11 protein-coding genes, 1 other RNA gene and 3 pseudogenes are annotated in these 13565 nt (G+C 65.8%); 11 read left to right on the top strand and 4 right to left on the bottom strand.

All coding sequences use genetic code 11. The features are described from left to right. The first annotated feature begins 19 nt into the window (after positions 1-19). The 8 genes from AC4PWQ_RS02965 (at position 20) to ssrA (ending at position 7840) form a co-directional block, all read left to right on the top strand. Positions 20-943, top strand: coding sequence for a LysR family transcriptional regulator (locus AC4PWQ_RS02965; RefSeq protein WP_371152578.1), 924 nt, complete (start codon positions 20-22; stop codon positions 941-943). A gap of 226 nt (positions 944-1169) precedes the next feature. After that, positions 1170-2405 (top strand): multidrug effflux MFS transporter, encoded by a 1236-nt coding sequence (locus tag AC4PWQ_RS02960; RefSeq protein ID WP_492089732.1) that lies wholly within the window; start codon positions 1170-1172, stop codon positions 2403-2405. 10 nt (positions 2406-2415) lie between these two features. Next, positions 2416-3531: a peptide chain release factor 2 gene (gene prfB / locus AC4PWQ_RS02955; RefSeq protein ID WP_371152576.1), complete on the top strand. Its 1116-nt coding sequence runs from the start codon at positions 2416-2418 to the stop codon at positions 3529-3531. Between the two features lie 98 nt (positions 3532-3629). Next, positions 3630-4319: a cell division ATP-binding protein FtsE gene (gene ftsE / locus AC4PWQ_RS02950; RefSeq protein WP_371152575.1), complete on the top strand. Its 690-nt coding sequence runs from the start codon at positions 3630-3632 to the stop codon at positions 4317-4319. An 11-nt stretch (positions 4320-4330) separates the two neighbouring features. After that, positions 4331-5245 carry a permease-like cell division protein FtsX gene (ftsX, locus tag AC4PWQ_RS02945; RefSeq protein WP_371173897.1) on the top strand — a complete coding sequence of 305 codons (915 nt, stop codon included), beginning with the start codon at positions 4331-4333 and terminating at the stop codon, positions 5243-5245. 3 nt (positions 5246-5248) lie between these two features. Continuing rightward, a complete protein-coding gene (locus AC4PWQ_RS02940) occupies positions 5249-6589 on the top strand; it encodes a peptidoglycan DD-metalloendopeptidase family protein (RefSeq protein ID WP_492089731.1) in 1341 nt (446 codons plus the stop codon). Positions 6590-6790: 201 nt separating this feature from the next. Continuing rightward, positions 6791-7282 (top strand): SsrA-binding protein SmpB, encoded by a 492-nt coding sequence (gene smpB / locus AC4PWQ_RS02935; RefSeq protein WP_492089742.1) that lies wholly within the window; start codon positions 6791-6793, stop codon positions 7280-7282. A 188-nt stretch (positions 7283-7470) separates the two neighbouring features. Next, positions 7471-7840: a transfer-messenger RNA gene (gene ssrA, locus AC4PWQ_RS02930) on the top strand. Between the two features lie 197 nt (positions 7841-8037). On the opposite strand, the gene AC4PWQ_RS02925 is transcribed toward ssrA, so the two are convergent. The 4 genes and pseudogenes from AC4PWQ_RS02925 to AC4PWQ_RS02910 all read right to left on the bottom strand — a co-directional run. Next, on the bottom strand, positions 8038-8730 hold the full coding sequence (locus AC4PWQ_RS02925) for a recombinase zinc ribbon domain-containing protein (protein ID WP_492089741.1): 693 nt from the start codon (positions 8728-8730) through the stop codon (positions 8038-8040). Continuing rightward, positions 8728-8880, bottom strand: a pseudogene (locus tag AC4PWQ_RS02920) (recombinase family protein); the annotation flags it as partial. The gene AC4PWQ_RS02925 and the pseudogene AC4PWQ_RS02920, both read right to left, overlap by 3 nt. Positions 8881-8914: 34 nt before the next feature. Beyond that, positions 8915-10132, bottom strand: a pseudogene (locus AC4PWQ_RS02915) (IS3 family transposase). Positions 10133-10199: 67 nt separating this feature from the next. After that, positions 10200-10623 (bottom strand): annotated as a pseudogene (locus AC4PWQ_RS02910) (transposase); the annotation flags it as partial. Positions 10624-11092: 469 nt separating this feature from the next. On the opposite strand from AC4PWQ_RS02910, the gene AC4PWQ_RS02905 reads away from it, so the two are divergent. The 3 genes from AC4PWQ_RS02905 (at position 11093) to AC4PWQ_RS02895 (ending at position 13524) form a co-directional block, all read left to right on the top strand. Further along, positions 11093-11485, top strand: a complete 393-nt coding sequence (locus tag AC4PWQ_RS02905) for a helix-turn-helix domain-containing protein (RefSeq protein ID WP_492089730.1) — start codon at positions 11093-11095, stop codon at positions 11483-11485. Beyond that, the gene (locus tag AC4PWQ_RS02900; RefSeq protein ID WP_492089729.1) at positions 11445-12695 is read left to right on the top strand and encodes a type II toxin-antitoxin system HipA family toxin; all 1251 of its coding nucleotides are present in this window, start codon (positions 11445-11447) and stop codon (positions 12693-12695) included. The genes AC4PWQ_RS02905 and AC4PWQ_RS02900 overlap by 41 nt, the downstream gene beginning before the upstream one ends. Before the next feature lie 571 nt (positions 12696-13266). After that, positions 13267-13524 carry a DUF8612 domain-containing protein gene (locus tag AC4PWQ_RS02895; RefSeq protein WP_492089728.1) on the top strand — a complete coding sequence of 86 codons (258 nt, stop codon included), beginning with the start codon at positions 13267-13269 and terminating at the stop codon, positions 13522-13524. Positions 13525-13565: the final 41 nt, after the last annotated feature.

The following is a 13565-nucleotide window of genomic DNA, read 5'->3' as shown; positions in this document are numbered from 1 at the left end:
GATGGTTTAGAGTTGCTGGATGGCTATTGATCCGAGGCGCCTTTCCGTTCTCCTGGCCGTGCAGCGCGCGGGCGGGGTGGTGTTGGCCGCCGACCTCCTGGGAATCACCGCGTCGGCAATCTCACAGCAGATCGCCCGCCTGGAGAGCGAGGTGGGCCAGCGCGTGCTGGACCGCAATCCCGGCGGGGCGGTGCTCACGCCCGCCGGGCAGACCCTGGCCCGGGCCGCCGAGCGCATCGAGGCGGAACTCGAGGCCGCCCACCTGGAGCTGCTGCGCCACGAGGGCCAGGTGGTCGGCACGGTGGTGGTCGGTGCCTTCCAGTCCGCGATCCGCGCCCTGCTACTGCCGCTGCTCGCCCAACTGCCCACGGCCCTGCCTGGCGTAAAGATGGTGATCCGGGAGGTGTGGGAGGACCAGGGGCGCAAGGACCTGCGGCGCGGTGCCCTGGACCTGCTGATCCTGGAGCGCGACTCGCTGGCGCCCCCGCCCACCCCCTCCGGCGCGGTGGACGTGCCGCTCATGGACGAGCCCTGGTACGTGGTCAGTCCGCGCGTGGTCGGCGAACCCACCTCCCTGGCCGACCTGGCCGACCATCGCTGGCTGGCGGCCGGCACAGGCACGGCGGCCGGGCGGGCCATGCAGCGCCTGCAGGCGTCCCTGGAGATGAGCGTGGCGCACACCCACGGTTTCTTCGATTACGACGTCGCCCTGGCGATGGTGAGCGCGGGCCTGGGCAGCGCCCTCCTGCCGGGCCTGGCCCTGCCCGCGCAGCTGCCGCCCTCCGTGCTGGCCACCCACCTGCCCGGCCTGGGGGTACGTCGCCTGGCCGCCCGCTACCGCTCCACCGCCGGAGGTTTGACCCCGGCCCAGTCCGCGCTGCTGGAGCTACTTATCGCCCGCGCCGCTTCCTTAAGTGGCGGCCGCGCGGAGGACGCGCAGTAGGAGGATGGACGACGTTCCGCCGGCCCGCCGCAGGCAGCGGCCGCCCACCGCTGGGCCGCTACGTCCGGGCGGCGGGAGGGACGTCGGCCAGCGGCGGTGAGGCGCGCGGGGGCGTCGCTAAACCGGGCGGCGGGAGGAACGTCGGCCAGCAGAAAAACCCGGAGGGTGGCGGGTACTACGCCACGTCCGCCGCGCGCACAACCCGGCGCGGGGGCACAATTGCTTGGTGACAAGTAGCCCACCCTCCCCGTCCCACTCGCCGAGCTCCACCGCCCGACCCGGCTGGAAGTTCGTCACCTTCGTGGGCGTCCTGACGGCACTGGGCGCGATCACAACGGACATCTACCTGCCCAGCCTGCCCGAGGTCGCCGCAGACCTGCACACCACCGAGGCGCTGGCCGGCTCCACCATCTCCGTCGTCCTCATGGGGGCCGCAGTGGGCACTCTGCTGGTCGGCGCGCTGAGCGACCGGCTCGGCAGGCGACGCGCCGCCCTGATGGGAATCAGCCTCCACGTGCTCGCCTCGATCGGCGCCGGATTCGCCGGCTCCATCGAGATGCTGCTGGCGCTGCGCTTCCTGCAGGGATTCGGCAACGCCACCGCCAACGTCTCCGCCATGGCCATCGTGCGCGACCGCTTCACCGGCGCCGCCGCCGCAGCCGTGCTGAGCCGCCTCATGCTGGTAATCGGCGTGGTGCCGCTGCTGGCGCCCTCGCTCGGCGCCATCATCGCCGCCGCCGGGGGCTGGCGCCTGGTCTTCTTCTTCATCGCAGCCTACGGCGCGCTCCTGCTGGTCGCGGTCGGCTTCGTGCTGCCCGAAACCCTGGCGCCCGAGCACCGCTCCCGCAACGTGAAGGAAACCTGGGACGGGTACCGCATCCTGCTGCGCGACTCCCAATTCAGGCTGCTCGCGCTGCTGCCCGGCCTGTCCTTCGGCGCCATGCTGGCCTACGTGGTGGCCTCCACCTTCGTGGTCCAGGTGGAACTCGGACTGGACAAGGCCCAGTTCTCCATCTTCTTCGCCGCCATGGGCACCGGCATGATCCTCTTCGCCCAGTTCAACGCCTACCTGGTGCGGCGCGTGGACTCCCTCAACCTGCTGCGCGGCGGCACCACCTTCGCCTTCGCCTCCAGCCTCGTGCTGCTCACCGTGGTGCTCAGCGGCAACCGCAACCTGTGGGTGCTGGGGGCGTGCATCTGGCTAGTGCTGGCCGGCTTCGCCTTCATCGGCCCCAACGCCACCACGCTCGCGCTGGCCAACCACGGCGAGCGCGCCGGGCGCGGCGCGGCCCTCATCCACTCCCTGCAGGCGCTCGTGGCCGCCCCGATCTCGGCCTCCGTGGGCTTCCTGGGCGGAGACAGCCGGGCCATGGCCCTGGTAATGGCCGCCTCCTTCGGGCTGGCGCTCGCGGTGGTCCTGCTGGGGGTGCGGCGTTGCCCGCCCCGCGCCGTCCTGCCGTAAGGTTAGGGCCGTGGCTATCGACTTTCCTGCTGAAATCGCGCAACTGCGCCGCACCCACGCCTCCATCAGTGCCGTGGTTGACCCCGACGCTCTGCGCGCCCAAATCGCCGAGCTCTCCGAGAAGGCGGCCGCCCCCGACCTGTGGGACGACGCCGCAGCGGCGCAGGCCGTCACCTCCAAGCTCTCCCACGCCCAGAGCGAGCTGGAGCGCCTGAACAACCTGGCCGCCCAGATCGACGACGTCGAGGCGATGGTGGAGCTGGCAGAGGAAGCCGGGGGAGACGCCGACGTCCTGGCCGAGGCCGAGTCGATGCTCGGCGTCGTCTCCAAGGCCCTGGAGGAGCTGGAGGTGCGCACGCTCCTGAGCGGCGAGTACGACGAGCGCAACGCCGTGGTCACCATCCGCGCCGGCGCCGGCGGCGTGGACGCCGCCGACTTCGCCGAGATGCTGCTGCGCATGTACCTGCGCTGGTGCGAGCGCCACGACTACCCGGTCAAGGTGCTCGACACCTCCTACGCCGAAGAGGCCGGCCTGAAGTCCGTCACCTTCGAGGTCACCGCCCCCTACGCCTACGGCACCCTTTCCGTGGAGGGCGGCACGCACCGCCTGGTGCGCATCAGCCCCTTCGACAATCAGGGCCGCCGCCAGACCTCCTTCGCGGCGGTCGAGGTGATCCCGCTGATCGAGTCCACCGACCACATCGAGATCCCCGAGTCCGAGCTGAAGGTAGACGTGTTCCGGTCCTCCGGGCCGGGCGGCCAGTCCGTTAACACGACGGACTCCGCGGTTCGCATGACGCACATCCCCACCGGCATCGTCGTCTCAATGCAGGACGAAAAGTCCCAGATCCAGAACCGGGCGGCGGCGCTGCGAGTGCTGCAGTCCCGCCTGCTGCTGCTGCGCAAGGCAGAAGAGGACGCCAAGAAGAAGGAACTCGCCGGCGAGATCAAGGCCTCCTGGGGAGACCAGATGCGCTCCTACGTGCTGCACCCCTACCAGATGGTCAAGGACCTGCGCACCGAGCACGAAGTTGGAAACACCTCCGGCGTGTTCGACGGCGACATCGACGGCTTCATCGAGGCCGGCATCCGCTGGCGCAAGAACCAGGAAACCGAGCAGGAGTAATTGATCCCACCCGGCCAAAGGGCCGCGTTGCGCGTGTTGAAACTGCGGTGACCCCCAAGCCTGCCTAGAGTGGCCACAGCCAGGCAGGAGGGGATCCCGTGATCCGTTTTGAGAACGTAACCAAGGTCTATAAACCGGGGGCCGCCCCGGCGCTCAACGGCGTGAACATCGAGATCGAGCGCGGGGACTTCGTCTTCCTGGTCGGTGCCTCCGGCTCCGGCAAGTCCACCTTCATGCGTTTGGTGCTGCGCGACGAACTGGCCAGCGCGGGCAAGGTATACGTGCAGGGCAAGGACGTGGCCAGCTTGTCCGTTTGGCGGCTGCCCCATCTGCGCCGCACCGTGGGCACCGTGTTCCAGGACTTCAAGCTGCTGGAGAAGAAGAGCGTCTTCGACAACGTAGCTATCGCACTACAGGTGGTCGGTGCGCCGCGCCACGAGGTGCTGACGCGCGTGCCCGAGGTGCTGGAAACCGTGGGCCTGGAGGGCAAACAAAACCGCCTTCCCCACGAGCTCTCCGGTGGTGAGCAGCAGCGCGTTGCCATCGCGCGTGCCATCATCAACCGCCCGGCAGTGCTCCTGGCAGACGAGCCCACTGGCAACCTGGACCACGCCACCTCCGTTGGGATCATGCGCCTGCTAGACAAAATCAACCGCGCCAACACAACGGTGGTGATGGCGACCCACGACGGCAAGATGGTGGACCAGTTCCGCAAGCGCGTCATCGAGTTGGAGCAGGGCAAGGTTGTGCGCGACCAGGCCCGCGGCGTCTTCGGCTCGAAGCACTAGGAGGAACCGATATGCGACTGCGCGTAATCATCGCCCACACCTTCCAGGGCCTGTGGGCCAACAAGGCCATGGCCGTTGGCCTCATGCTGGTCACCCTGGTCTCCTCGCTCTTCGCCGGCGCCGCCCTGCTGCTCAACCTGCAGACCGGCTACATGCGCGACTCCTGGTTCGACAAGGTGGAGATCACCGCGTTCATGTGCGCCCCGGGCGATCAGGCCGACACCTGCACCCACGGCGAGGCCACCCAGGAACAGATCGACGCCGTGGCCGCCTTCCTGGCCTCCGACGCGATGAAGCCCTACGTGGCGAACGTGGAATTCGAGGACAAGGACGAGGCCTTCGCGAACTTCCAGCGCATGTTCAAGGGCACCGACCTGGCCCAGTTCGGCGACAAGGAGGCCCTGCCCGTCAGCTTCCGCATCTCCCTGATCGACCCGCGCGAATACCGCGTGGTGGCAGAGGAGCTGGTGGGGCGCGACGGCGTGTTCCAGGTGCGCGACCAAAAGGCCGTGGTTGACCCCCTCCTCAACGTGCTCTCCCGCGCCCAGGGCGTCTCCATCGCCCTGGCCGCCGCGATGGGGCTGGCCGCCGCCATCCTGATCGCCACCACCATCAAGCTCTCCTCCATCTCCCGCCAAAAGGACGTGGAGATCCTGCGCCTGGTGGGCGCCTCCCGCTGGTTCATCCAGGTGCCCTTCCTCCTGGAGGTCGCCTTCTCCGTGCTGGTAGGCGCCGCCGTATCGGTAGGCACCCTCTGGGTGACGGTGCGCTTCTACATCAACTCCTGGCTGGGCGGCTCCTTCACCACCATGCGGTTCGTGGACGCCCGCGACGTGGCCATGATGGCCCCCTGGCTGCTGGGCGGGGCGCTGCTGCTGGCCGTCGGGGTGTCCATGATCTCCCTCAACCGGGAAGTGAAGGCCTAAGCCGTGCGCAGCTGGGGACCTAAGCGGTGGGCGGCACTGATCGCGGTGCTGGTCCTGGCCCTCGGTGCCCTGTTCACCGTCGCCTGGCCGGCCGTGTCCGACGAGCGCGACGACCTGGCCGCCGCCCAGGAGCAAGCGGACAAGGACCGCGCCGCCCTGCGCAACTCCCTGAGCGGCATCGACGCGGAGATCGCCGACGCGATCGTGCGCCTCAGCGACCTGAACGCCCAGCTGCCGGTGCTGCGCAAGGAACTAGAGGACGCGCAGGACGCGGCGGAGGCCGCCCGGCGCGACCACGCCCAGCTCACCGACCGCCTCACCCAGGCGCGGGCGGAAAAGGACTCGATCACCCAAGAGATCGCGGCGGGCGAGGAACGGATTGAGCAGGACCGTGCGGTGCTGGCCGACCTGGCCAAGCGTGCCTACCGGGGCGAGCTCAGCACCAGCCCGCTGGAGATCGCCCTGACCGCCACCACCCCGCAGGAATTCGCCGACAAGGCCGTGGCGGCCGACGTGATCACCCGCTCCCGGTTGCGCAGCGTGGACGCGATGTCCGCTGAAGTCACCCAGAACGAGAGCCGCGAAAACCGGCAGGAACTGGTCAGCGGCCAAGTGGCCGACCTGGAGCAGCAGGCGGCGGCCGCCCTGGCCGACGCCGAGGACAAGGAAGCCGTGGCCGCCCAGAAGCTCCAGGAGGTGGAAACGGCACAGGCCGAACAGGCCGCCCTGACCACTCAGCTCAATGGGCAAAAATCCACCATCGAGGCCCAGCTAGCCGAGGCCGACCAAGCCTACGAGCAGCGCGCCGCCCGCATCGCCCAGCTAGACGCGGAAGAAGCCGCAGCTGCAGCAGCCGCTGCGGCGGCGCAGAACAACGCCGCCCCGCCCGCCTCCGGCGGCGCAGGCACCGGAGGGTCCGGGGGCACCGGCGGTTACGGTGGGAGCGGACTGTTCCGCTACCCGGTAGACGGCAACCCCGAGGTCACCTCCGGATACGGCTGGCGCATCCACCCCATCCTGGGCTACCCGAAGTTCCACGACGGCGTGGACCTGGGCTCTCCATGCGGCCAGCCCGTGTACGCCATCGAGGCCGGAGTCACCTTCGACGTTTACTACGACGCCGGTGGCGGCAACATGGTCTACATCCACCACGGCAATATCGGCGGCAACAACTACAACTCCGGCTACCTGCACCTGGAGTCCTCCACCGTGGGCGGCGGGCAGTACGTCAACCGGGGCGACCTGATCGGCTACGTCGGCACCACCGGCCGCTCCAGCGGCTGCCACCTGCACTTCGAGATCTGGAAGAACGGCGCCACCACCGACCCGCTGGGCTACTACTGAGCCTGCGCGGCGGCTGCCGGGCCGGAGACCGGGCGCCCGGGCCGGGGCGCCTGGGGTGAGGGCCGGGGGTTGGGCCGGGGCTGGGGCTAGGTCGCCGGGGGCCGGGGCGCCGCCGCAAGCGAACCGTCCCCGTGGAATCGCGCCGCCCGGGCCGATATGCTGGGAGGTCGATTTAGGAGAAGAGACGTGAACAGCAAGAAGATGACGGCCGCTGAGCGCGCGAAGGCCGAGGCCGTGGCCAAAAAGGTGATCGCGCGTAACAAGAAAGCCAGCCACGAGTACCACATCGAGGGCCGCTACGAGGCGGGCCTGAGCTTGACCGGGACCGAAGTCAAGGCCCTGCGGCAAGGTAGGGCCTCACTGGTGGACGGCTGGGTGGAGATCGACCGGGGCGAAGCCTGGCTGCAGGGCGCCCACATCTCCGAGTACGCCCAGGGCACCTGGACCAACCACGCACCGCGCCGCAAGCGCAAGCTACTGCTGCACAAGGACGAGATCCGCAAGCTGGGCCAGGCCGTGCAGGCCAAGGGGTACACCGTGGTGCCACTAGAGCTCTACTTCATTGGCGGCCGCGCCAAGGTTGAGATCGCCCTTGCCCGCGGTAAGCAGGACTGGGACAAGCGCCAAGCCCTGCGGGAGAAGCAGGACGAGCGCGAGGCCCGGCGCGCGATGGCCCAGTTCCGCAAGCGCTGAGGGCCGGCGAGCGGGTCGCCTGGGCAGATGGGTGGGCCGTTCTGTCTGGCCCCGGAACTGAAGGCGGGCCGCGTGAACGGCATTCCAGCCGGGCGGCTGGCGGGGCGTCGGCCAAATTGGTGCTCTGGACGCGCGGCGGCCCGGTCGGTAGAATGGTTTGTCCGGCTTTGGTCGGGAAAAACTACATAGGGGCTGATCGGTTTCGACGACGGTTGTCGTACCAGGGGAAGCGGGTAGAGGATGCACGGTCATCTCTTCAACGCTCCGTGTAAACCAATAGGTGCCGATAACACTCGCACCGACTTCGCCCTCGCCGCCTGAGCGAGCCTCGAAGTCCGTCAGTCCGGGCGTGCTCCCGTCCCGGATCCTGGCGTCGTCTAGGGAGCCACTGCTGCCCACCCTCGTTACTGGGGCGGGCGGGACTTTTAGGTAACTGAGCCCGTCGGTGTCCTTGTTCGCGTGAGACACCGGGGCTGAGAAACTCGCTAGCGAACTGCACCCGGAGAAGTCCTGGGCGCGCACCGTCGGACCGGGGTTCGATTCCCCGCAGCTCCACAAGCAATTGCGCCGAGTGGGGAGCAGAAATGCTCCCCACTCGGCGTTTGTGTGCGCTCTCCGGCCGCGCGTGCTGGCACGCGGCGGCGCGGGGGAGCGCACACAAACTCTCGGGTGAGCTGTGCTCACCCGAGGCAATTGCAGCTTGTTGATAGTCGCCCCGCAGGGGCGGCTAAACACCATGGCGCGCTATCCCGAGCCTAGGCAGTTGGTTGAAAGGCGACCGTCAGGGCGCCTAAACACAAGCTGCGCTCACCCGAGGCAATTGCAGCTTGTTGAAAGTCGCCCCGTAGGGGCGGCTGAACACCAGCGGGGCTTCCGGCGCTATCCCGAGAGCATCCCCGCCCCCCAAGCTCGCAAATGCTGCAACGGGGTACATGCGACCGCTTGGTGTCGCGCTCCCGATCGGTCTTCTGGGCCTCTAGCGCGTTCATGGCGTCGGCGGTTATCGAGTTGAAGATGCCCTGGGAGATCGCCTTGACGAAGTTGGCGAGCTTGGCCTCCACGTCTGTCCGACGGGCTTCAAGTGCCTTGAGGATCTCGTCGCCGCGCCCGTGTGTCTGCTTGTAGTGGTCGGCGAGGTCCACAGCGAGTGAGGCGAGCATATCGGGCTCGGCGAGGAAAGATTCCACGATCTCCTCGACGCGTGCCTCGATCTCGTCCTTGCGCACCGTCTTCGCCGTGCACTGCTTCTTCCTCTGATTGAGGCAGTAGTAGTAGCGGTACTTCCGCCCGGTCTTCGAGGTGCCCGAGACGCCTTCCATCGGCCCGCCGCACGTGAGGCAGTAGGCGTGGCCAGTGAGCCAGTAGTCGGGAGCGTCGTCGCCTTGCGCCGCGAGCTCAGCCTTCGTCTTCGCGCCGCGACGCTTGTTGATCGCGAACCTGCGTTGCACTTCCTCAAACACGTCGTCCTCGACGAGGCGAGGCATACCGTCCTCAATGACATAGCCGCCATAGGAGTACTCGCCGATGTAGGCGCGGTTCTTCAGGATCTTGTTCAGATTCTTCGGCGTGAAGCGGTACCCGCGAGTGGTGCGCACGCCCTGCGCGTTGAGTGAACCGTCCTGGGTTTGGTTCCTAGGCGGTGCTCATTTGGTGGGTGTGGTGTTGGTAGTAGCGGTCTTCGGTTTCTTGGGGTGTGGCATAGCCCAGTTCGCTGTGCAGGCGGGTGTTGTTCCACCAGTTCACCCAGCATAGGGTCGCCCATTCGACTTCGGTCAGTCCGGCCCAGTGCTGGGAGTAGATCAACTCGCTCTTGTACAAGCCGTTGACAGTTTCGGCCAGTGCGTTGTCGCAAGCATTCTCCTTCCGTGGTGGTAGAGGCATCAATTCCTGCTTCGACCAGGCGTTCATGGTAGGCGACACAGACGTACTGGCTGCCGTGATCGCTGTGGTGGACCAATCCCTCGACACTGCCCTTGGCAGTAGCGATAGCTTGTTCCAGGGCTTGCAGGGGTAGAGCCTGGGCGTTGAGTGTGTTACTCACTGCCCAGCCAGCGATCTTGCGGCTGAAGGCATCTGTTACGAAGGCGGTGTAAACGAACCCGCTGCGGGTGCGAACGTACGTAATGTCGGCCACCCACAACTGGTTAGGGGCACTGCGTGCGAAGTGGCGTTCAACCAGATCTGGGCGTGTATCGGTCCCAGGAGCGCTCCTGGTTGTTACTGCCTTGCGTCCACGTACAACGCCCCTGAGCCCGGCAAGTCTCATCAGCCTGGCTACTTGATCGCGCCCTACGTCGTAGCCTTCGCGTTTGAGGGCATGCCACATCTTGCGCACCCCGTACACCGAGTAGTTCTCTCGGTGGATGCGCTCGATGACGGGGATCAAAGCGGCATCTCGCAAGCAGCGCCGAGAGGGCGTACGGTTCTTGGCCTTGCGATACCCTCGGGCAGTGATGAAGCCGCCTTGGCGGTGTTCGGATAGAACTTTGCAGATGCGTTCAACGCCGAACCTGGCCCGGCCCGCGTCGATGAAAGCGATCATTTCGGGTACCGGGGGTCGAGTTCTTTGGCGAAAAAAGCCGAGGCTGCCTTCAGGATCTCGTTGACCTGGCGGAGCTGAGCGTTTTCTCGCCGCAGGCGGGCCACCTCGGCTTCTAGTGGGGCATGTTCAAGATCCTGTCTCAGGCTGGGATCGCGATACCAGCGGCGCATCGTCTCATACCCCACCCCGAGATTGACGGCTACCTCGCGTAGAACACTGGTGAGGGAGACTGTCTGCTCCGATGCCAGACGGTCGCTGACAAGACGAACAGCACGCGACTTGAACTCTGGGGAGAAACGCTTCGGCATAGGTCAATCCTTTCAGGCTGACCACCGGAACCAAACCCAGGACGGTTCAGCCAGGTGGTGATAGATGCTCGCGGATGGTCATGCCCCCGGCGTACAGGGAGATGATCATGTCATCCAGTCCGCCCAGGCGGCGCTGTCCGGTAGGCACCAGGCGGGAGACGAAACTGCCTGCCCGATCCCGTGGCTTGTCCAGCGTGATGGGGCCGATCTCGGTTCTTTACGGTCTTCTTCGAAGTCCCGTTACGCGAGTTGCCGCTACCGCGCCCGATGGGGTCGTGTTTGTCATAGCCCAGGTGCTCACTAAGCTCGGCCTGCATGCCACGCTCTAGTACTGCCTTGATCAACTCGGGCAGGAACCCGCCCGGCCCGGTCAGTTCAGTACCACGCTCACCAGCCGCTGCCATGAGCTGGTCAACCAGCCCATCAGGGATCCCACTACCAGTGGTCTTACCAGGACCCTGACCCCGCTCGTCAGTCTCGGTCACAGTCATAGTCAATCAACCTTTCGAAGATCGACCACTTACACAAACAATCTGACACCCTCAGTCATGGACCTGCCCGGTGGGCTTGGGAGGTAGTACTTCAACCTGCCAGCACCATGCCAAACGACGGCGAAATGTGGCTAGAGACCAGCCCCTGGCGGCAGCCAGGCTGCGGGCGTCTTGCTTGCCCCATACCCACTGCAGGAAGAGGCCGAATTCCATCAAGGCCGTCTTGTCCACACGCTTGACGCTCAGCGAGGCGTTACAGCCCAGGCAGCGCTAACGCATCTTGCCGGTCTTGGACCGACCGTTCTTCACGCACTTGCGATCGCATACACCACAACGAGGACGATTGCTAACACCAGACACCGCACATGCTCTCAGAGCTTGTGCACCCCGACTTTTACCTACGGCCAGTAAGGAAAAGTCCCCACTTCATACACACTTTTTGAGCATTAACCCTGTTGTGCGCTGATGGATGAGGGGCGATACGTGTGGCGGGGGCACCGAGTCCTTTGACGTCGATATTGAAGTCGCCTACGATGACTTCAATATCGACGTCAAGCCTCGTGTGGTTAACAACAGCGAGATGGGGGGCTGGATGCAGTACCAGGGCAAGGTCACGGGGCCGGAGTCGCTTGGGCGCATGTTGCAGCAGGCTCGTTTGGTGGCTGGGCTGACGCAGCGCGAGCTGGCAAACCAGCTGGGTACTACTCAGAAGTACGTCTGGGAGCTGGAGGCTGGCAAGCCGTCTATCATCATGGACCGTTTGTTTGCGGCCATGCAGGCAACCGGCATGGAACTGACTGCCACCATCAACGTCCCCTCTGATGAGGGAGCTGTTCAAGGCGAGGTTGACCATCGTGGGTGACCTAGTCGTTGAGCTTTATGGTCAGCGGATCGGTGTGCTGCGCGGAGACTGGCGCACCTTCGACTTGGTTCCTGATCCTGCCGCTGCCTCCCGCTTCGGGCTTGATTCGACGGTGATGTCGCTGTCCGTTCCCCTGCAGGTTCGGTCGACTCGTTCGCGGGCATCCATCCGTCGCAACTTCTTCGCTGAGTTGCTGCCCGAGGGGCGGATGCGAACGCGACTGGCGCAGATCAGCGGTGTGCAGGAGCACGACGTTATTGGCCTGCTCCGCCAGTTCGGGCGCGACGTGGCAGGAGCTTTACAGATCTGGGACCCGCAGGTGCCCGGCGAGCCCAAGAGTCCTCGGTATGAGCCCGTGGATCAAGGCGGTGTGGCTCGCATGCTGGCAGCAGTATCGGAGGAGCCGCTAGGGAACAAACCCATCGGAGGAAAGACGTCGCTGGCCGGCGTCCAGGACAAGATCGTCTTGGCTCGCAGGAATGATGGCGGGTGGAGTCGAGTGGTCGACGGGGCGCCGTCAACCCATATTCTAAAGCCCTTCCACGCCCGCTATCCGACGCTCATCTACGACGAGGAATATGGAGCCAGGCTGGCGCGAGCCGTTGGATTGACTAGTTACGCCACATGGGTCGAGGAATTCGAGGGGATCCCGGCCGTGGTGATCGAACGTTACGACCGCGACCCGCTGGCCCCTCAAGGTCGTGTGCACCAGGAGGACGGCAACCAGGTGCTGGGGGCTTCCGGCGTGCAGAAGTACCAGCGAGAGGGTGGGGTGGTTTCCCTGGAGCGTCTGGCTCGAGCCTTTCGCGGTGCGGGTGGCATCCAGATGGTGGAGACCCTATACAGGCAGCTTGTGGTGGCGGTTGCCGTCGGGAACCTTGATATGCATGCCAAGAACGTGTCAGTCCTTCATCCGCCGGACGGCACCTGTCGGCTGGCTCCCGCCTACGATATGGTCCCTCAGGCTCACCTGCCCACCGATGGGGAACTGGCGTTGGCGGTGAACGGCGTGTACCGGCATGAGTCGGTGACGGGCTCTGACCTGATAGCTGAGGGTGAGCGGTGGGGGATCCCCAACGCGGCTGTGCTTGTCGAGGTGGTGCTCGCCGCACTGTCCGAGGCGATCAACGCCGAAGTTCCATTGTCGGGAGCTCGCCCTGGCCTGGTGGAGGATATCGGCGGCTTCATAGATCGACTTCGCCAGGGATGATCAGGAACGGCAGGCACTCAAGGGCGTCGTGCCTCGATAGCGGGCTCCGCGCGGGTGTCGCACCCTAGGCCACCGCTTTTTCACGCCGCTTGCGAAACGGCAACTCGACTCTCGCAGAACGAGGAGTCGCCCGCCGGCCCGTACCGTCGCCCAGTCTGAGATGCACGGTGCCGGATGTGCAGTGCAGGATTCGGGTTGGCCAGAGCGGGCGGGCGCCAGAGCCGTCGTGTGCCTGCAGGCCTGCGCGTCGCCGTCCAACGCGGGCGTCTTATCCCGGCCTCCGCAACCCCTTATCCGAAAGCTGAGGGATCAAACTGGCGAAAGTTACTGGATCGAATCTCCGCAAGTTGCTGGACGAGTGGTAGCTTGCTCCCCAGCTTTGGAACGAGGTCCGGTTCCAGGTGGACAATCGTTCCCCGGGAAAGGGTCAGTTCATTCTGACGGGAAGCTCCACTCCGGACGACGATCCTCGTCGCCATTCCGGGCCTGGGCGTTTTGTGCGTTTGAGGATGCGCCCGCTTTCGGTCTTTGAGCTGGAGCGCTCCTCGGGGCAGTTTCTTTTGCGTCTCTCATGTCTGGCCAGGAAGTTGCGGGCGTGGGCGCGGCTTTGCCGGTTCCGGAGCTTGCGAGCGTGATTGCGGTTGGTGGCTGGCCGGGTTCGCTGGAACTAGCCGATGAGGCCGCTGAGGTCGTCAACCAGGGGTACGTGGATCAGATCGTTGAAGCTGATCTGCCCCGTTTGATCGGGCGCCTACCCGACCCGGTGAAGCTAAGGAATCTGCTCTCTGCATTGGCTCGAAGTGTCGGCAATCAGGGCTTCGTCCCATAGCTGGCGCAGGAGGCAGGCGGGGCGGGGTGAGCCTCGGTGCA

This window comes from Buchananella sp. 103232, assembly GCF_058725725.1.
This window is presented reverse-complemented; position numbering and strand designations above follow the sequence as displayed.